Here is a 16,890-nt window from a genome sequence, read left to right on the forward strand (position 1 = left end):
GCGAGAGTAGGTCATCGTCAGGCATTTATTTCGACACCCCCGGCCATTGGTCGGGGGTGTTGTCGTTTAGGGCTTCCCAGGCAGAGGCGCGGAGCGCCGCCCGGCGGGTGGCCGCCCCGACCATCGTCAGGCAGCTTCACGAAAAGGCCCCCGGACACCCGGGGGCTTTTTTTATGCCTGGGAAAACTGGTAAAGCCTGGGTTTTGAACGTCACTGGTGACCAGTATTAGCCCGTCTATTGTTGGAAGGTTGTCTCTAGTGGTTTTGCTAGGCTTTCCTGCGCTCGCTCTACTGGTGACCACAGCAATGCTCGATAAAGAGATGTACTCCTTTACTGTGCTGTCATTGTTTAGCTAGCGGCTTCTAACAAGCTACAAGCGGTCTATCGCCATGGGTGGTCAGAACGGTGCTGCAAAGCGGCTTCATTCAACAAGCCTAATCGGGATTTGCACCGAGCCATTAAGATGGAAACATAAAAAAGCCCCGCCAGAAGGCGGGGCTTAATAGTGTCACCGCAAGCGGTGAGGAGTAAGCGGACAGCTTACATCATGCCGCCCATACCGCCCATGCCACCCATGTCCGGGGCACCACCGGCTTCCTTCTCGTCCGGGTCTTCGGCGATCATGGCCTCGGTCGTGATCATCAGACCTGCCACGGAGCCAGCGGACTGCAGCGCAGACCGAGTCACCTTGGCCGGGTCGAGAACACCCATCTCGAACAGGTCGCCGTACTCGCCGGTCTGCGCGTTGTAGCCAAAGTTGCCTTCGCCGTCCTTGATGCGGTTGACGATGACAGAGGCCTCTTCGCCAGCGTTGGTCACGATCTGGCGCAGCGGTGATTCCATCGCACGCAGCGCGATCGCGATACCATGGGTCTGGTCTTCGTTCTCGCCCTTGAGACCCTGCATCTTGGTCAGGATACGGATCAGAGCGGTACCGCCGCCAGGTACCACGCCTTCTTCGACTGCTGCCCGTGTAGAGTGAAGCGCATCTTCGACGCGGGCTTTCTTCTCTTTCATTTCGACTTCGGTAGCGGCACCAACGCGGATGACGGCTACGCCGCCGGCCAGCTTGGCGACGCGTTCCTGAAGCTTCTCGCGGTCGTAATCGGAAGACGTCTCTTCGATCTGGGCGCGAATCTGGCCAACACGTGCTTCGATGTCGCCCTCGGAACCGGAACCATCGATGATGGTGGTGTTTTCCTTGGACATGGTGATGCGCTTGGCGCTGCCCAGGTGATCCAGGTTGGCCTGCTCGAGAGTCAGACCCACTTCCTCGGAGATCACGGTACCGCCGGTGAGGATGGCGATATCCTGGAGCATGGACTTGCGGCGATCGCCGAAGCCGGGCGCCTTGGCGGCAGCGACCTTGACGATGCCGCGCATGTTGTTGACGACCAGTGTCGCCAGTGCTTCGCCTTCGATGTCCTCAGAGATGATTGCCAACGGCTTGCCAGCCTTGGCGACGCTCTCGAGCACGGGCAGAAGCTCACGAATGTTGGAGATCTTCTTGTCGACCAGCAGCAGGAGTGGATCTTCCAGTTCGACTGCCATGGTTTCCTGGTTGGTGACGAAGTAGGGCGAGAGGTAACCGCGATCGAACTGCATGCCCTCGACGACTTCCAGCTCGTCCTCGAAACCCCGGCCTTCGTCGACGGTAATGACGCCTTCCTTACCGACCTTTTCCATCGCCTCGGCGATGATCTGACCGATGCGTGCATCACCGTTGGCAGAAATGGTGCCGACTTGAGCGATCGCCTTGGAATCGGTGCAGGGCACGGCGAGTTGCTCGATTTCCTTGACTGCGGCTGTCACGGCCTGATCGATCCCGCGCTTGAGATCCATCGGATTCATGCCGGCAGTGACGCCCTTGAGGCCTTCGTTGACGATGGACTGAGCCAGGACGGTCGCCGTTGTGGTGCCGTCGCCCGCTACATCGGAAGTCTTGGAAGCGACTTCCTTGACCATCTGGGCGCCCATGTTCTCGAAGCGATCCTTGAGCTCGATCTCCTTGGCGACGGAAACGCCGTCCTTGGTGACGGTCGGAGCGCCGAAGGATTTCTCGAGCACTACGTTGCGGCCCTTCGGCCCCAGCGTGGCCTTGACGGCGTCAGCCAGAACGTTAACGCCGCGCGCCATGCGCTTGCGTGCATCATCTGAGAACTTGATCTGTTTCGCTGCCATTTTCGTAACTTCCTGAAATTAGTGCGATGAACGAAATAGTGTTAACCGTACGGAAACGTATATAAGCCCGTTGCTCAGCCTTCGACGACGGCGAGGATGTCTGCTTCACTCATGATCAGAACTTCTTCACCATCGATTTTCTGTTTCTCGACGCCGAAGCCTTCCTTGAAGATGACGGTATCACCGACCTTGACGTCCAGCGGGCGTACTTCACCGTTGTCGAGAATCCGGCCGTTACCGATGGCGAGGACTTCGCCCCGAGTCGGCTTTTCCTGGGCGTTGCCCGGAAGCACGATACCGCCAGCGGTTTTCTGTTCTTCTTCGACGCGACGGACAACGACGCGATCGTGCAAGGGACGGATGTTCATTGCTCACGTTCTCCTGATGGTTGCATAACTCAAACGCATTTCCCTGATGAGCAAGGCTCACGGGCGGCGAGCGATCCTCGCCGGTGTTGGTGGTCTGCGGACTGGCCGCCTACCGAAGCTTATCGCTGATCACTTGATGGGGCCTTGCTAAGGCCTTTCAAGGCCTTCCAATGAAAAAAATTCACCGCCGCGTTTCATCGCGCCCTAGGAAGTCTCCTTCAAGCGGCCCATTGGATTGAGGCGTCTCTTCGCCTGGCTGCTCGTCCTGCGAAGAGGGGCGATTCGAACCATCATCCCATCCAGTGTCACCGGGCGGATAACGGGAGTGCATCGAGTAAGCGCTCATGCGTCCAGGTAGCTTCCTTAGCAGCTTGCCGAGCAATCGTCGCGAATTCGGCAACAGGCACATGAAGCCCAGGGCGTCGGAAAGGAAACCGGGGGCCATGAGCAGGGCGCCGCCAAAGATCAATGCGGCACCGGTCATTAGTTCGTCGGAAGGGATTTCACCCTGCGCGAACCGCTGTTGTGCACGCTGGAGTGTCGCGACGCCTTCCCGCTTGACCAGATGCAACCCCAGAAAGCCGGTAGCTATGACGAGCACCAAGGTAGTCAGAAGGCCGATCTGTGAGCCGACCGAAAACAGGATGACGAAGTCCAGCAAGGCAAATAACGTGAAGCACAGTAAGATCGGCATAGGCTCTCCCATGGATTCATACAGCCGAGATGGAGGCACTTGCGCAAAAAAGCAAGTTTGCTGGCTTTGCTCAGTTTCAATGATGGCAGGCATGAGGAATGGCGTGCTACCTTTGCTTATATTGCGCCGCACAACACAATTGCTCGAAGGAGAACGTCATGGAACTGGATGGTGCCGTCGTTGCGATAACTGGTGGGGCCCAGGGGCTGGGACTCGCCATGGCCAAATTGCTAGGCGCGCGCGGCGCGCGATTGGCACTCGTGGACCGCGACGAGGAGAGCCTGGCTCATGGAGCGGGGCAGCTTGCCGAGTTGGGCATCGTTGCTGAAGCGTTCGTGGCGGATGTCGCCGACGAGGATGCCGTAGAACGCTGCTTCGCAAGAATACATGATCGACTCGGACCGCTATCGGGACTGGTCAATAATGCGGGCATCACCCGGGACGGCCTTCTGGTCAAGGCTAAGGATGGCCGGGTCGAGAAGACCATGTCCCTTTCCCAATGGCAGCAGGTGCTCGATGTCAATCTGACCGGCGTTTTCTTATGTGGGCGTGAGGCGGCTCGTCAGATGGTCGAAAGCGGCCTCCAGGGAGTCATCGTCAATATCTCCAGTATCTCTCGCGCCGGAAACATGGGACAGAGCAACTACGCGGCGGCCAAGGCCGGCGTGGCCGCCTTGACCGTGACCTGGGCAAAGGAGTTGGCGCGTTACGGTATTCGCGTCGGCGCCGTGGCACCGGGGTTCATCGAAACCGAGATGACTTCAACGATGCGTCCGGATGTGCTGGAAAAGATCACCAAGGGCGTTCCGCTGGGGCGGTTGGGCCAGCCGGAGGATATCGCGCAAAGCGTTTGTTATATTTTCGAGAACGCCTATTTCAGCGGGCGCGTCATTGAATGCGATGGCGGGCTGCGCATCTAACTCTGGGACGAGACTGGACGCAGAACGGGCATGCCTGCTGGCATGCCCGTTACGCATGGATGATGGCAGAGAGGTTAGAATGTAACCTGCTGGCGCAGGTTGTCGATGGTTCCTTCGCCGATCCCATCTACGCGAGCGAGATCGTCGGCAGTTTGGTAACTGCCATTGTTCTTGCGGTCCACGATGATGGCATGGGCCTTGACCTCGCCGATGCCGGGCAATTGAGCCAATGTCGCCTCGTCAGCGGTATTGACGTTGATCTGGGCCGTTTCCTGAGCCACTACGGTCGTGGATGCCAGGGCGATGGCCAGCGACACGAGCGCAGCCTTGAGCAATTTGGACATCTTTATTCCCTTCTTATCATTACAACATTAGTTTTATTGGTTTCCTGCGAATTACCTTTCTCACCCTAAAGCAATCACCGGAGCGGGGATGTTGGCGTATTCGTCATTTTATGTAATCCATTGACGATAAACGGTGTCAGTATTTTGCCATTTGCTACTCACTGTCAGGCTGCAGTTCGCTCAAGCGGGGCTGGTATACTAGCGACAGTTCATTGCCATTGGAGCCCCCATGCCTAGCCAAACCCCACCGCTGATCATCGCTCTCGATTATTCGTCGCTGGATGCGGCTCTATGCATGGCGGATCAGCTGGACCCTGCTCGCTGTCGACTCAAGGTCGGCAAGGAGCTATTCACGCGCAGTGGACCCGCGGTTCTCGAGGCGCTGCACGGACGGGGCTTCGAAGTATTCCTCGATCTTAAATTCCATGATATTCCCAATACCGTGGCCGGGGCCGTTCAGGCGGCCGCAGAACAGGGTGTATGGATGGTCAATGTCCATGCCTCGGGCGGGCGGCGCATGATGCAGGCGGCCCGGGAACGTCTCGAGGCACAGCGCTTCAAGACGCGACTCATCGCAGTGACGGTCTTGACCAGCCTTGAGCGTCAGGATCTGGCCGAGGTCGGCCTGGATGTAACGCCTGAGTCGCAAGTCGAGCGTTTGGCGCAACTGGCCCAGCAGACAGGGCTAGATGGCGTGGTATGTTCTGCGCAAGAGGCGAGCCGGCTTAAGGAGTTGTGCGGCGAGGCCTTTCTCAAGGTTACACCGGGCATCCGTCCATCGTTTGCTCGGCAGGGAGACCAGCGGCGTATATTGACGCCGGCCGAAGCACTAGCCGCGGGAAGCACCCATTTGGTGATCGGGCGCCCGGTAACCGAGGCCACCGATCCCATGGCGGCGCTTGAGGCGATCGAACGAGAACTGTAAAGCGCCGAATTATTCACCTTCCAGGCCGGTGATTGGCTTGGTTACGCCCCAGCTTCGACAACGGGGGCATTGCCAATGCAAATGGGCGCCTGCGAAGCCGCAACGATGGCAGCGAAAGCGAGGCCGGGACTCGAGCAGCTTTCCGGTATGCCGTTTGAGCAGCGAGAAATGCTGCTGTTCGGGGCCGGCTTCGGTAACGTAGAGGTCCATGAGATAGTCGACGCCACGTAAGCTGGGGGTGACGGCGAGCTGGTCGCCAATGACATTGGCGGCCGCGTTGATGCCCTCATGCTGTTCGGTCAGGCGAGCCAGCATGATCACCGTACTGATATGTGGCGCTTCGCTGATCCATTGGCGCAGGCAGCGTACCAGGCCTTGCTCGTCTTCGAGTTTTAGATAGGCGTCTCGCAGCGGTTCCAGAACGATAGGCGTGAAGTCATGATCCTGGCGGGCGAGGCGTTGGAGCGTACGTATCTCCGCCTTGTAATTGCCTGCTTCACGCTCCAGTTCGGCGATCAGCCAATTGGCTCGTACACAGCGATCATCAATGCTCAGGGCTTGGCGCAGGCGCTTGCGAGCCAGGGCCGGGCTGGCGGTGTGCATGTCTTGCTGGGCCAGTTCGCAAAGCCAGTGAGCGGCTGCGCGGCGAATGTCGGCGTCTTCACGGATCAGTTGCGGCTGCGCCACTTCCAGGGCCTTGGCCCACTCGCGCTCGCGCTCGTACAGATCCACCAACAGGAGCTTGGCGGGTTTCAGCCGGGCCTGATCGTGGCTGGTACGCAAGAGTCCCAGGAGAAGTCTTTCGGCACGATCCAGGAGTCCCAGGTGCAGGAAGTCCCGCGACAGTTCGAGCTGGACCTGGTCGCTTTGTAGCGCGGTCAACGAAGGCCGAGCCAGCAGGTTCTGGTGAATCTTGACTGCGCGATCGGCTTCGCCGCGTGAGCGGAACAGGTTGCCCAGTGCGATATGAGTCTCGATGGTGTCGCTGTTGACCTCGAGTGCCTGGACGAAGGTTTCGATGGCCCGGTCGGGCTGTTCGTTGAGTAGATAGTTGAGGCCGACGAAATAGTCACGCGACAACGGTGATGAGCGGGGCTGGTGTCTTGCGTGTCGGCGGCTCTCGAGTCGGCCCAGCCACCAGCCGATGGCGATTGCCACCAGTAACAGGGCCAGCAGCTTGAGATCAGGCATCTACGGGGTGTCCTTGAACTCCTGGATGCGCAGTCGATCGAGCTCCTTGCGTTGTTGCTGGTTATGGCGCTGGGCGCGGGTGAGCAGGGTGCGCAGACGTAGATACACGCCGGTCATTGCGAGCATGCCAAGGATCACGCCGCAAGCGAGAGCGATGAGTAGCCAGAGCGACAGCGATGCCGGTGGCAACTCGATCCAGATCAAGTTCAAAGGCAACGCCTGCTGGTTGTTGACGGCGAAGAGGATCCCCAGCAGCAACACCACCAGCAAGATGATGGCGAGGAGCAGACCTTTGAGCCAGCGCATAGCGATTTCCTTATGGCAGAACTGTGTCGGGCATCAGTAACCCAGCGCGCGACTGGCGTTGACCTGCTCGCGCAACTCCTTGCCCGGCTTGAAGTGTGGCACGAATTTGCCCGTCAAATCGACCGGATCGCCGGTCTTCGGGTTGCGCCCGACGCGGGGCTCACGATAATGCAACGAAAAACTGCCGAAGCCGCGAATCTCGACTCGGCCTCCATCGGCCAGTTCACCAGTGATGTCGTCGAGGATGATGCGCACGGCGGCTTCGACTTCCTTGATTGACAGCTCGGGCTGTCGCATGGCGATTTGTTCGATCAACTCGGACTTGGTCATCGCATTCACTCCACACGGATGGCCTGCCTAGGGCAGGGCACGTCTTGTTGTTTTCGTCAGCATACTGCCCGAACCGTGAGAAAACAACGCACTAGCCGACATGTACCGCAACTGGCGGATACGGCAGTGATCCTGTGCGTGTCGCGCCGCAGGCTCGGTGCGTATAATCGCCGTCAGTTCCATTCGCGAAAAAGAGGTTAATGGTGACCGAAGACACCACATTGAAGCGCCTTTACTGGCATTCCCGTCGTGGCATGTGGGAGCTGGATCTGCTCCTGATCCCCTTTCTCGAGCATCGCTACGGCGCTCTCAGCGACACGGACCAGGCCGCCTACCAGGCACTGATCGAGCAGGAGGATCAGGATCTCTTCATCTGGCTGATGCGTCGCGATTGGCCACAGGACGAGACGCTACGGCGAATCGTCAAGATGATCGTCGAATATGCTGAAACGACCGGTAACGATCAATATCGCACCCTCTAGGCTGGGATTGGCGTGTTCGGCGCTGTTGGCACTGGCCGTGTGTGTCCTGATTGTACGCTATGGCCCGCTGTGGCTGGCCGTCGCTTCGAGCGTGACGATGCTCGCGGGGCTTGGCTGGGAGTGGCGCCAGGCGCGTGGGCTGACGCTTCGCTGGGTGCCGGGGCAGGGCAACGGTTGGCAGTGCAGACGGGAGCGGGGCTGGCAGCCGGTTGTGGTGTCCTGTATCTATCTCGGTCCGTTCTTGGCGGGTCTGGACGTGGCGGGCCGACGCCACTGGCTGTGGGTGGATAGTGTCGAACAGGGGCAACGCTGGCATCTGCGTCGCCTGCTGCTTTGGAGCGAATGAACCGCCGCTTATTGCTGGTAGCTAGCTGCGGAAATTAAGGAATGGTTGATGGGCAATCACGGTTGTAGTGCAGGCCGCGAGATTCGCGGCGCTGCAAGGCCGAGTCGACTAGCTCAGAAGCCACCAGCAGTGCATGACTCAACCTACGGGTCGCAACAGTCGGCCTGAAGCGATCATTCAACTGGTCACTATCGGCCTTCAGGACTTTCAGCTGGGCCTGAGCCGTCCTCAGGCCGGCGTCGCTGCGAACGATGGCGGCGTGTTCGCTCATCACTTCGCGTAGCCGCTCGAGCAGTGCGTTTGCCTCGCCCTCGGGGGGCGGCGGTGCCTGTTCGTCGGGCGGCGTTGCTAGGCACTCCCGGGCCAGCGGTCGATTCGGTCCATGAGCTTGCCCATGACGCAACGCGTTGGCCACGGAACGTGCGAACACCAGGCATTCCAGCAGTGAGTTGCTGGCCATGCGGTTGGCCCCGTGCAGTCCCGTACGGGCCACCTCGCCGATAGCGTAGAGATGCGCTATGTCGCTGGCACCGTCGAGATCCGTCACGACACCGCCACAGCTGTAGTGCGCCGCCGGAACGACCGGGATCGGCTCACGACGGATGTCGATGCCGCGGGCCTGGCAATGGGCGACGATGGTCGGAAAGTGATGCTCGATTGTCTCCGCGGGCAGGTGAGTGATGTCCAGTGCAACGTATTGACTGTGCGCGCGTTGCATTTCTGCCTGAATCGCTCGCGCGACGATGTCTCGCGGTGCCAGTTCGCCGCGCTCGTCATAGTCCGGCATGAAGCGTCGCCCCTGCGCATTGCGCAGGATGCCGCCTTCGCCACGTACCGCTTCACTGATCAGGAACGCCGGCCCGTCGGGATCGAAGAAGCAGGTGGGGTGGAACTGCTGGAACTCCAGGTCGGCTAGACGCGCGCCCAGCGCGGCGGCCATGGCCATACCCTCGCCGCATGCCGGGTTGGGGCTCGTGGTGTACCGATAGAGGCCGCTGGCACCACCGGTAGCCAGCACGGTATCTCGAGCCCATAGCCGTTGAAGGTGGCCTTCGCTGTCGAGGCCCAATGCACCACAGCAGCCCTGATTGTCGGCACAGAGCTCGATGATCTGCAGGTCGGTGACCAGGCGCACCCGTGCATGGGCAGCAACCCGAGCGAGCAACGTGTCGATGACGGCTCGCCCGGTGGCGTCGGCTGCATGGATGATGCGCCGCGTGCCGTGGCCGCCTTCGCGGGTCAAGTGATAGGGGTAGGGGGCCTCGGGCGATGGGTCGCGCGTAAACGGTACGCCCTGGTCGATCAGCCATCCGATGGCGGCGGGGCCGTTCTCGACGGTAAAGCGGACGGCCCGCTCGTCACATAGACCGTCGCCAGCGACCAGGGTGTCCTGCACGTGCGCTTCAAGCGTGTCCTGTGGTGCCAGTACGGCGGCGATCCCGCCCTGAGCCCATGAGCTCGCGCCGATTTCGTCACGTCCCGGGCGCAATAACGTGATACGGCGATGATCGGCCAGCTCAAGCGCCAGTGTCAGCCCGGCTACGCCCCCACCGATGATCAGTACATCGTGTTCACTTTCGGTCATCGCAATCGCGGCCTTTTCTCGGGGAGCCATGCGGCTCGTTGTCGAAGCCGTCAGGCTCGTCGCTTTTATTGGCCAGTCGTCGGGCATCGCTGATCAAAGTGTGATGGCTGGCGCGTCGACGCAAGCGACGGCTGGGTAGTCGGCGCAATCCACCCAGACGCAGGCTGAGCTCGTGAGCCAGTCGGGCCAATTCACGATTGAGCCACAGATAACCGCTGGGACTGAACAGAATGCGGCCGTCGGGCCCACGCGCCAGCGCGGCCTTATCGGCGTAGCGCTGCAGGTCGAATCTGCCTACCTCGACATCGATCGGCTGACCGGTCCGAACCTGAAAGGCCAGGGTGCCGAGTACCCGGGCCAGGTGGTGTTGCTCTTCACGCAGCCCGTTCATGGCCTCTATGCGATCATGCCCGTCGCGCGTGGTCCAGTGCGATTCGAGCAGTAGCTCGATGGTCGACAGCATGCGCCGTTGCAGCGACAACAAGTCCTCGAGCTCGCCGCGGCGCAGTCGCCGCTCGCTATGGATGGCATCGACCAGTCCGCGCTGTTGAACGAGTTGGGCAGTGGTTGTCTTGAGCAATTGGCGCGTATCCAGGTCCTGCCCGCTGGTCGCACTGGTGTGTGCATGATAGAGCCTGGCCAGCTTATCGAGGTTGTCGGCGAGCAGGAAGCGCAATACATCCGTGGCCTTTTGCGGTAACACGATCAGGGTCACCAAAACCCCTATAAGGGTACCCAGCAGGACGTTACCTGCCCGCCATAAGGCGATGCTCAAGTCGTGATCGCCGCTGCCCACCACCAGCAGCAAGGAGATGCCGAACATCAGCGCACTATAACCATAGCGTGTCGCGAAGGTGGCGTGTGTTGCGATGGCGATGCTGATGAGCGTCCAACCAGGCACGACGCCCGGCGGGGAGTCGGGGATCAGCATCAGCAGGATACCCCACGAGGCGCCCAGTACGCTTCCCAGCAGTCGCTGGACACCCTTGTCGAGGACGCCGCCGATATGGGGCAGGTTGCCCATTACCATCAGAGTACTGACCAGAGCCCAACTGGCATGGGGTATCTGTAGCCCTTGAATGATCAGATAGGTCAACGATAGACCCAGGCTGATGCGCAAGACATGCAGGCGATGGCGATGAAAATAGTTGAAGTAAGGGTCGCGCAATCGCAGCAGTGGCATGAGCGGCTGCCTTAAAGGGGTAAGGATCCAACGGGCCGGGCTCTTATCTGCCCTGGGGAGCCCGCATTTTGCCTGATCTACCCCCGAAATCGCAATTACAAGCTAGCCTGATCAGCCACTTAGCGGCATCCAGGGATGCTTGGCCTGCTGGCAGCAAGAGTGTCCTAGCCAAGGACTTGTCAGCGGGTGGCGCTACGCCGGGCCGGGTGGGCCAGGGCCTCTCTCAACATCATCAGGTCTTGCTCGGAGTCGGACTCGATGAATCTTGCAAGCGTTTGTGCCGCCTCGTTGCGGATACGGTCATGTATATAGCTATCGTAAGTAGTGACGAAAGCCTTGCAATAGCGGCAGTGGAGTTCGTCGGTCGGCTTCGGATCGCCTTTCCAAAAATTGCTTCCACCGCATTGCGGGCAATCGACCCTTCTTGAGCGATTAAGCATAAGAGGAGACCTCCTGTCTCGTTCCCGATATACATAGCCTAGCAATGTCGGGTGACGTTTTTGTTAATCCGGTTTGATGATTGGGCAATAAAAACAACTGCTTATAAGTTTTTTATTTTGAAGCGTTATTGCGAGTGGCTCGTTGCGAAATACGGTAGTGCAACAAATGGCCGATGGCTCGATACAGGCAGCAAAATCCATGCACTGCGGGTTCGCAGGATCGCGCAATATTCGGCATGAGCTGGGTAATGGCGTAGCGATGATGAGCCTTGCAGTCGAGCGAGCGATTAATATCCCGTCGTATCTCTGCGGCCAGAATCGGCTAAGGGATGGGTAGGGGAGGCTAGATGCGGTAACTCACTGAGCTCTAGCTGGGTCATCTAAGCTGGTTTGGCTGGTGCCCGGAGCCGGGCTCGAACCGGCACGGAGTTGCCTCCGAGGGATTTTAAGTCCCTTGCGTCTACCAATTTCGCCATCCGGGCGTTGGAGAATCTAGCCGGCTTAAGCGGGATAAGATGGAGGCTGGAGTCGGAATCGAACCGGCGTACACGGAGTTGCAGTCCGCTGCATAACCACTCTGCCATCCAGCCTCAGGAGTCGCTGTCTTAGCCATTGGAGCGGGAAACGAGATCTATCGGACCGGCGATCCGGCGCGCGATCTTGTTACCTTGACACCTTGGTCGAGACAAATACTGGAGCGGGAAACGAGATTCGAACTCGCGACCCTCGCCTTGGCAAGGCGATGCTCTACCACTGAGCTATTCCCGCTCGACTCGAGTGCGCATTATAAGGATAAGTGCGGAAGTGTCAAACGCTTATCCGCATTTCACAGCGAACGGGTGAGCTCCGGCCAAGCGGCACGCAGGTACTGCAGCATCGACCACAGCGTCAAGATCGCGGCGATATAGAGTGTCACCACACCGAGGTTGGCGATCCAGGTACCCGGCGGAGTCCCGAGCAGCAACAGCAAGGCAACCATCTGCAGCGTCGTCTTGATCTTGCCGATCCATGACACGGCGACGCTGGCGCGCTTGCCCATTTCGGCCATCCACTCGCGCAGCGCAGAAATGACGATCTCTCGGCCGATGATCACCAGTGCCGGCAAGGTCAACAGGGCGGAATCGAAGCGTTCGACCAGCAGCGCCAGGGCGACGGCGACCATGACCTTGTCGGCAACCGGGTCGAGGAAGGCGCCGAACGGGGTGCTCTGGTCCCAGCGCCGGGCCAGGTAGCCGTCCAGCCAGTCGGTGACCGCCGCCAGTCCGAACAGGGCGGCGGTGAGGGGCAGGCTCCAGGCGAATGGCAGATAGAACAGGATCACCAGCAGGGGAATGAAGACGAGGCGCGCCAACGTCAGTAGGTTGGGTATATTCATTGCTGCTTGGGTCGTCCTTGCCGATGATCGGAGGGCTCATTGTACCTGCCCGCTCCCGCCTCATCCATGCAGGGCCTGATGAATGGCCGTCGCCATGTTGGCGCTGATGCCGGGCACGCGGGCGAGCTCTTCACGGGTGGCGTGGCGCACCCCCTGTAAACCGCCAAAAAAGCGTAGCAGTTCGCGGCGACGCTTGGGCCCGACGCCGGGTATGTCCTGCAAGGTCGAGGTGCGGCGTGCCTTGTCGCGACGTTGACGATGGCCAGTAATGGCGAAGCGGTGCGCCTCGTCGCGCACATGCTGGATCAGATGCAATGCCGGCGAGCCGCTATCCAGGTTCAGGGTGTTGTCGACCGTTTCCAGAAACAGCGTTTCCAGGCCCGGCTTGCGCGTGGTGCCCTTGGCGACGCCGACTAGCTGCACGCCGACGACGCCCAGTTCGCTGAAAACCTCTCGTGCCATGTTCAACTGGCCCTTGCCGCCATCCACCAGTAGCACGTCGGGACACTTGCCTTCGTCCTTCTGCAGGCGCTTGAAGCGCCGCTCCAGCGCTTGGCGCATGGCGGCATAGTCGTCGCCGGCAGCCACGCCCTCGATGTTGAAGCGCCGATAGTCCGATTTCATGGGGCCGTCGGGCCCGAACACCACGCACGAGGCGACCGTCGCCTCGCCGTGACTGTGACTGACATCGAAGCACTCGATGCGTTGAGGAGGGGTGTCCATGGTCAACGCCTCGCGCAATGCCTCGAAGCGCCTGGAAAGCTGGCTACGGTTGGCCATCTCGCTGGCCAGGTGCTGTTCGGCGTTGGTGCGTGCCAGTTGCAGCCACTGGGCGCGGTGACCACGCACCTGATGGGCGACGCGCACCCGGCGTGCGGCGTGCTCGCTCAACGCCGACTGCAGCAGTTCGCTATCGGGTAGGGCGTGACTGCCCAGTACTTCGCTGGGCACTTCGCGACCCTGGCCGAGATAATACTGGCTAATGAATTCGCCGAGCAGTTCGCCGCTGGCCAGGTCGAGGCCGTTTTCAGGCGCATAATTGCGCGCGCCGAGCACCCGCCCCTGGCGTATCGTCAGGACACTGATGCACAGGCCGCCGGGCCGCTCGGCGAGCGCGAAGGCATCGACCTCGCCGCTACCGGTATCGACTATCTGGCGCTCCTGCAGGCGACGCAGTTGCTGGATCTGATCGCGCAGGCGCGCGGCTTCCTCGAAATCGAGCGCCTGGCTGGCGGTTTCCATGGCCGCCGTCAATTGCTCGGTGACCAGTTCGCTCTTGCCTTCGAGACACAGGATCGCGTGCTCCAGGTCGCGACGATAGTCCGCCTGGTCTATGTAGTCGACGCAGGGCGCGCTACAGCGATTGATCTGGTACTGCAGGCAGGGCCGGGCACGATGCGCGAACACGCTATCTTCGCAGTTGCGGATGCGAAAGATCTTCTGCATCAGGGCCAGACTTTCGCGCACCGCGCTGGAACTGGGGAATGGGCCGAGGTAGCGGCCGTCGTTGCGCTTGTGCCGGACGCGCTTGAATTCCAGTGACGGGTACGGATGGCGCTCGCTGGCAAACACGTAGGGATACGACTTGTCGTCGCGCAGCAGGATATTATAGGGCGGCCGCAGTTCCTTGATCAGGGTCTGCTCGAGCAGCAGCGCCTCGGTTTCGCTGCGCGTGATCGTCACCTGGACGTCGGCGATGCGTGACACCAGCGCCTGCGTCTTGGCGTTCAACGCACCGCGAAAATAGCTGGCCAGGCGCGCCTTGAGCCGCTTGGCCTTGCCGACGTACAGCACGTTTTGATCGGCGTCGAGCATTCGGTAAACGCCCGGCGATTCGCTCACGTTCTTGAGAAAATGTTTGGCGTCGAAGCTCATGCCAGTTCGCTTTCATCGGTGAAGAGGCAGTTGGATACGTTCCCAGGAAGGGCGGATAGAATAGCAGATCGCCGGCCCGATGGTGTCTCAGGCCGGGTTTTCGTAGCCGTCGACCAAACCAAAGCGCAGCCCCATGTGAGTCAGCTCGACGTCGGACTGTACGCCCAGCTTCTCGAAGATGCGGTAGCGGTAGGTATTCACGGTCTTGGGACTGAGGAACAGGCTGTCGGAAATCTCGCTGACCTTGTGGCAGTTGACGATCATCATCGCCACCTGGAGTTCCCGGCTGGATAACTGGTTGAAGGGATTGTCCTGGCTTTCGAGCTTGGACAGCACCAGCCGCTGAGCGATCTCGGAACTGATGAAACGCTGCCCGGCGTGAACCTGACGAATCGCATGGACCATCTCGTCGAGCTCGCTACCCTTGCTGATGAAGCCGCTGGCGCCCGCGTCGAGCAGGCGCTGAGCGAAGGTGTCCTCGAGATAGGCGGTCAGCACCAGCACCTTGATGTCCGACATGCCGCGTGTGATCTTGCGGGTCGCCTCGAGGCCGCCAATGCCCGGCATGCGAATATCCATGAGCACGATATCCGGCCGGACCTTGCGGCACTGGCTAATGGCTGCCTCGCCGTCGGCGGCTTCGCCGACGACACGAAGCCCCTCTTCGGCATCCAGCATGCGTGCGATGCTGGTGCGAACCATGTGATGGTCGTCTGCGACTAGAACCCGAATCAAAAGCGCTCCTGCTGTCAACGCGATGCCAGTCTTTGCATGCCGGCTTGGACGGCAAATCTGGTTGCCTGGTTCCTCAGTTTACTGGCAACCGCCATGCTGACGCCAGAGACAGCTTTTGATCTGGATCGCTTGACTCATACGGTCGGCTTGCTTACTATGCGCGCCGTCGCTTGGCAAACGCATATCCAAGTGCATGGGGCCTTAGCTCAGATGGGAGAGCGCAACACTGGCAGTGTTGAGGTCACCGGTTCGATCCCGGTAGGCTCCACCAAAAAGCTTCTATGAATCAGCCGCTTAGAGCCATGCTCTAGGCGGCTTTTTCGTGCGCTGGTAAAAACTGGGAAATTCGACACGGCTGGCGGGCTTATCCGCTGCCGAGAAGGCGCGCCATTCCCCGTCCCGGGCCCTTCGCTTCCTGCCATCGAATGCCGTGTCCATCTAGGTAGTGCTGGGTCATCGACTCGTCTGCATGGCTCATCAATACCTGAATATCGCCGAGGTCTGCGCCTCTATCCTCTAGCAATTTCGAGCCGAGAGGCCGTATCTCGTGAAAGCTCGGTCTCTGCCGAGATTCAATCTTGGCAATCTCGGGCAGCTTCACGTGCAGCCTCGCGAACTCCTTACTGATCATGTCCTCGGGAACCATGCTCCAATGGCTGTGCGTCTTGGTCTCTGTGGTGATGCGCTAGTGCACGCGATGCACGATATAGGGCGACACCGGCGACACCAGGCGAGAACGCTGGATGATGGCCCGCTGTCGCCAACGGGCAGGGACGTCTCCTATCTGGGTGACATAAGGCAACCGCGGGAGGATATGAGGTTACCGATTACTGACTTGGCGTAAAGGGTCGTGATGTCTCGTATGCATTCGCATTCTGCATATGCCATTAAATAGCGAGCCGCTATAGTCGGAAAATAGAACACCGACAGGGGGCAGAAAGCCATGCTCAACCCATCACGGAAAGTAGAATGCCCACATTGTCATAGGATGAATCGATGGAAGGGATCTCCTAAGGGCAGCGATACGTTGTGCTGCCGTTACTGCAAAACTTTTATCACGACTTATGATGAATATATAGAGACCATGGTGCATCGCGATGTGACTCGTACCATGGTCAAGTACGCAGATCCTGACTCCGACCAGCAGATCGAGATCCTCAAAAAGGGGCTTTGCAAGAAGACCAAGGAATGAGAGAAGCCTTTCCGCCTGACCGCTTCAATCTTTCCCAGTCAAGGACTTGCAGCTGCTTTCCCTGGTTCTCTATCAAGCCGTCGGCACGCAGAGACTGGAATACTCGATTGAGGTGATGCCGGTCGCGTCGGCCAACTCACTCTGCGTGATCGGCATCGCTCAAGCGGCTTTTTTCATGCCCTGTACATGGCCCATTAGGACCTACGGGACGTACAGGAGAAGCAGCTAGTAAAAGGCCCAGCCCAAGGGGGAGGCCTGGCTGGGTTTAGCAGGATGCATGAATAGAGTGCATCTGCAGTAAGGATAAGCCGTCTGGGATCCTCGACTACCATCCTTGGCTTCCTGCCAGCGTTGCCATCCCTTCCAAGACCTGACCGTCCGGACCATGCGCTTCCTTGCACTGGCGGCCGTTCCATT

At 59.7% G+C, this 16,890-nt stretch carries 19 protein-coding genes and 4 tRNA genes; 5 read left to right on the forward strand and 18 right to left on the reverse strand.

What is annotated here, in order from left to right; all coding sequences use genetic code 11:
* Positions 1 to 541 precede the first annotated feature (541 nt).
* The 3 genes from groL to R6258_RS13600 form a co-directional block, all read right to left on the reverse strand.
* The gene (groL, locus tag R6258_RS13590) at positions 542 to 2,182 is read right to left on the reverse strand and encodes a chaperonin GroEL (RefSeq protein ID WP_318451156.1); all 1,641 of its coding nucleotides are present in this window, start codon (positions 2,180 to 2,182) and stop codon (positions 542 to 544) included.
* 74 nt (positions 2,183 to 2,256) lie between these two features.
* Positions 2,257 to 2,550, reverse strand: coding sequence for a co-chaperone GroES (locus R6258_RS13595; protein ID WP_318451158.1), 294 nt, complete (start codon positions 2,548 to 2,550; stop codon positions 2,257 to 2,259).
* Positions 2,551 to 2,731: 181 nt separating this feature from the next.
* A complete protein-coding gene (locus tag R6258_RS13600) occupies positions 2,732 to 3,244 on the reverse strand; it encodes an FxsA family protein (RefSeq protein WP_318451160.1) in 513 nt (170 codons plus the stop codon).
* Between the two features lie 158 nt (positions 3,245 to 3,402).
* Here R6258_RS13600 and R6258_RS13605 point away from each other — a divergent pair, with 158 nt between their 5' ends.
* Positions 3,403 to 4,164: an SDR family oxidoreductase gene (locus R6258_RS13605; RefSeq protein ID WP_318451162.1), complete on the forward strand. Its 762-nt coding sequence runs from the start codon at positions 3,403 to 3,405 to the stop codon at positions 4,162 to 4,164.
* Positions 4,165 to 4,238: 74 nt separating this feature from the next.
* Here the strand turns inward: R6258_RS13605 and R6258_RS13610 are convergent, their stop codons facing one another.
* Complete coding sequence (locus R6258_RS13610) at positions 4,239 to 4,508, reverse strand: ComEA family DNA-binding protein (RefSeq protein WP_318451164.1); 270 nt, start codon at positions 4,506 to 4,508, stop codon at positions 4,239 to 4,241.
* A 229-nt stretch (positions 4,509 to 4,737) separates the two neighbouring features.
* On the opposite strand from R6258_RS13610, the gene pyrF reads away from it, so the two are divergent.
* Positions 4,738 to 5,433 (forward strand): orotidine-5'-phosphate decarboxylase, encoded by a 696-nt coding sequence (pyrF, locus tag R6258_RS13615; protein ID WP_318451166.1) that lies wholly within the window; start codon positions 4,738 to 4,740, stop codon positions 5,431 to 5,433.
* 9 nt (positions 5,434 to 5,442) lie between these two features.
* Here pyrF and lapB read toward each other — a convergent pair whose 3' ends face one another.
* Genes lapB through R6258_RS13630 form a run of 3 tightly spaced genes read right to left on the reverse strand, consistent with a single transcriptional unit; the run spans position 5,443 to position 7,260 of the window.
* A complete protein-coding gene (gene lapB, locus R6258_RS13620) occupies positions 5,443 to 6,624 on the reverse strand; it encodes a lipopolysaccharide assembly protein LapB (RefSeq protein WP_318451168.1) in 1,182 nt (393 codons plus the stop codon).
* Entirely contained in the window at positions 6,625 to 6,930 is a 306-nt protein-coding gene (locus tag R6258_RS13625; protein WP_318451170.1) for a LapA family protein, read from the reverse strand.
* Between the two features lie 33 nt (positions 6,931 to 6,963).
* On the reverse strand, positions 6,964 to 7,260 hold the full coding sequence (locus R6258_RS13630; RefSeq protein ID WP_031383865.1) for an integration host factor subunit beta: 297 nt from the start codon (positions 7,258 to 7,260) through the stop codon (positions 6,964 to 6,966).
* Between the two features lie 200 nt (positions 7,261 to 7,460).
* Here R6258_RS13630 and R6258_RS13635 point away from each other — a divergent pair, with 200 nt between their 5' ends.
* Positions 7,461 to 7,742: a succinate dehydrogenase assembly factor 2 gene (locus R6258_RS13635; protein ID WP_318451175.1), complete on the forward strand. Its 282-nt coding sequence runs from the start codon at positions 7,461 to 7,463 to the stop codon at positions 7,740 to 7,742.
* 37 nt (positions 7,743 to 7,779) lie between these two features.
* The gene (locus tag R6258_RS13640) at positions 7,780 to 8,088 is read left to right on the forward strand and encodes a hypothetical protein (protein ID WP_318451177.1); all 309 of its coding nucleotides are present in this window, start codon (positions 7,780 to 7,782) and stop codon (positions 8,086 to 8,088) included.
* A 34-nt stretch (positions 8,089 to 8,122) separates the two neighbouring features.
* Here the strand turns inward: R6258_RS13640 and nadB are convergent, their stop codons facing one another.
* From nadB to uvrY, 9 genes are all read right to left on the reverse strand, one after another.
* Positions 8,123 to 9,673, reverse strand: coding sequence for an L-aspartate oxidase (nadB, locus tag R6258_RS13645; RefSeq protein ID WP_412176384.1), 1,551 nt, complete (start codon positions 9,671 to 9,673; stop codon positions 8,123 to 8,125).
* Entirely contained in the window at positions 9,660 to 10,856 is a 1,197-nt protein-coding gene (locus tag R6258_RS13650; RefSeq protein ID WP_318451181.1) for an FUSC family protein, read from the reverse strand. The genes nadB and R6258_RS13650 overlap by 14 nt, the downstream gene beginning before the upstream one ends.
* Positions 10,857 to 11,035: 179 nt before the next feature.
* Positions 11,036 to 11,296, reverse strand: coding sequence for a hypothetical protein (locus R6258_RS13655; RefSeq protein WP_318451183.1), 261 nt, complete (start codon positions 11,294 to 11,296; stop codon positions 11,036 to 11,038).
* Between the two features lie 395 nt (positions 11,297 to 11,691).
* Positions 11,692 to 11,778 (reverse strand) — tRNA-Leu (locus tag R6258_RS13660).
* Positions 11,779 to 11,812: 34 nt separating this feature from the next.
* Positions 11,813 to 11,886 (reverse strand) — tRNA-Cys (locus R6258_RS13665).
* A gap of 103 nt (positions 11,887 to 11,989) precedes the next feature.
* Positions 11,990 to 12,064: transfer RNA gene (locus tag R6258_RS13670), tRNA-Gly, on the reverse strand.
* A gap of 58 nt (positions 12,065 to 12,122) precedes the next feature.
* Positions 12,123 to 12,671: a CDP-diacylglycerol--glycerol-3-phosphate 3-phosphatidyltransferase gene (pgsA, locus tag R6258_RS13675; protein WP_318451185.1), complete on the reverse strand. Its 549-nt coding sequence runs from the start codon at positions 12,669 to 12,671 to the stop codon at positions 12,123 to 12,125.
* Between the two features lie 60 nt (positions 12,672 to 12,731).
* Positions 12,732 to 14,546 (reverse strand): excinuclease ABC subunit UvrC, encoded by a 1,815-nt coding sequence (gene uvrC, locus R6258_RS13680; RefSeq protein WP_318451188.1) that lies wholly within the window; start codon positions 14,544 to 14,546, stop codon positions 12,732 to 12,734.
* An 87-nt stretch (positions 14,547 to 14,633) separates the two neighbouring features.
* Positions 14,634 to 15,281 carry a UvrY/SirA/GacA family response regulator transcription factor gene (gene uvrY / locus R6258_RS13685; protein ID WP_318451190.1) on the reverse strand — a complete coding sequence of 216 codons (648 nt, stop codon included), beginning with the start codon at positions 15,279 to 15,281 and terminating at the stop codon, positions 14,634 to 14,636.
* A 195-nt stretch (positions 15,282 to 15,476) separates the two neighbouring features.
* On the opposite strand from uvrY, the gene R6258_RS13690 reads away from it, so the two are divergent.
* Positions 15,477 to 15,552 (forward strand) — tRNA-Ala (locus tag R6258_RS13690).
* A gap of 93 nt (positions 15,553 to 15,645) precedes the next feature.
* Here R6258_RS13690 and R6258_RS13695 read toward each other — a convergent pair.
* The gene (locus tag R6258_RS13695) at positions 15,646 to 15,927 is read right to left on the reverse strand and encodes a tyrosine-type recombinase/integrase (protein ID WP_318451192.1); all 282 of its coding nucleotides are present in this window, start codon (positions 15,925 to 15,927) and stop codon (positions 15,646 to 15,648) included.
* A 511-nt stretch (positions 15,928 to 16,438) separates the two neighbouring features.
* A complete protein-coding gene (locus tag R6258_RS13700; protein WP_318451194.1) occupies positions 16,439 to 16,549 on the reverse strand; it encodes a hypothetical protein in 111 nt (36 codons plus the stop codon).
* Between the last annotated feature and the right edge of the window lie 341 nt (positions 16,550 to 16,890).

Origin of the sequence: Halomonas sp. HP20-15 (genome assembly GCF_033446685.1) — a bacterium.
In the GTDB taxonomy this organism is placed as follows: domain Bacteria; phylum Pseudomonadota; class Gammaproteobacteria; order Pseudomonadales; family Halomonadaceae; genus Modicisalibacter.

Coding starts and splice junctions, on each gene's coding strand:
- groL (WP_318451156.1), bottom strand. CDS start 2,182: ATGGCAGCGAAACAGATCAAGTTCTCAGATGATGCACGCAAGCGCATG.
- R6258_RS13595 (WP_318451158.1), bottom strand. CDS start 2,550: ATGAACATCCGTCCCTTGCACGATCGCGTCGTTGTCCGTCGCGTCGAA.
- R6258_RS13600 (WP_318451160.1), bottom strand. CDS start 3,244: ATGCCGATCTTACTGTGCTTCACGTTATTTGCCTTGCTGGACTTCGTC.
- R6258_RS13605 (WP_318451162.1), top strand. CDS start 3,403: ATGGAACTGGATGGTGCCGTCGTTGCGATAACTGGTGGGGCCCAGGGG.
- R6258_RS13610 (WP_318451164.1), bottom strand. CDS start 4,508: ATGTCCAAATTGCTCAAGGCTGCGCTCGTGTCGCTGGCCATCGCCCTG.
- pyrF (WP_318451166.1), top strand. CDS start 4,738: ATGCCTAGCCAAACCCCACCGCTGATCATCGCTCTCGATTATTCGTCG.
- lapB (WP_318451168.1), bottom strand. CDS start 6,624: ATGCCTGATCTCAAGCTGCTGGCCCTGTTACTGGTGGCAATCGCCATC.
- R6258_RS13625 (WP_318451170.1), bottom strand. CDS start 6,930: ATGCGCTGGCTCAAAGGTCTGCTCCTCGCCATCATCTTGCTGGTGGTG.
- R6258_RS13630 (WP_031383865.1), bottom strand. CDS start 7,260: ATGACCAAGTCCGAGTTGATCGAACAAATCGCCATGCGACAGCCCGAG.
- R6258_RS13635 (WP_318451175.1), top strand. CDS start 7,461: ATGGTGACCGAAGACACCACATTGAAGCGCCTTTACTGGCATTCCCGT.
- nadB (WP_412176384.1), bottom strand. CDS start 9,673: ATGACCGAAAGTGAACACGATGTACTGATCATCGGTGGGGGCGTAGCC.
- R6258_RS13650 (WP_318451181.1), bottom strand. CDS start 10,856: ATGCCACTGCTGCGATTGCGCGACCCTTACTTCAACTATTTTCATCGC.
- R6258_RS13655 (WP_318451183.1), bottom strand. CDS start 11,296: ATGCTTAATCGCTCAAGAAGGGTCGATTGCCCGCAATGCGGTGGAAGC.
- pgsA (WP_318451185.1), bottom strand. CDS start 12,671: ATGAATATACCCAACCTACTGACGTTGGCGCGCCTCGTCTTCATTCCC.
- uvrC (WP_318451188.1), bottom strand. CDS start 14,546: ATGAGCTTCGACGCCAAACATTTTCTCAAGAACGTGAGCGAATCGCCG.
- R6258_RS13695 (WP_318451192.1), bottom strand. CDS start 15,927: ATGGTTCCCGAGGACATGATCAGTAAGGAGTTCGCGAGGCTGCACGTG.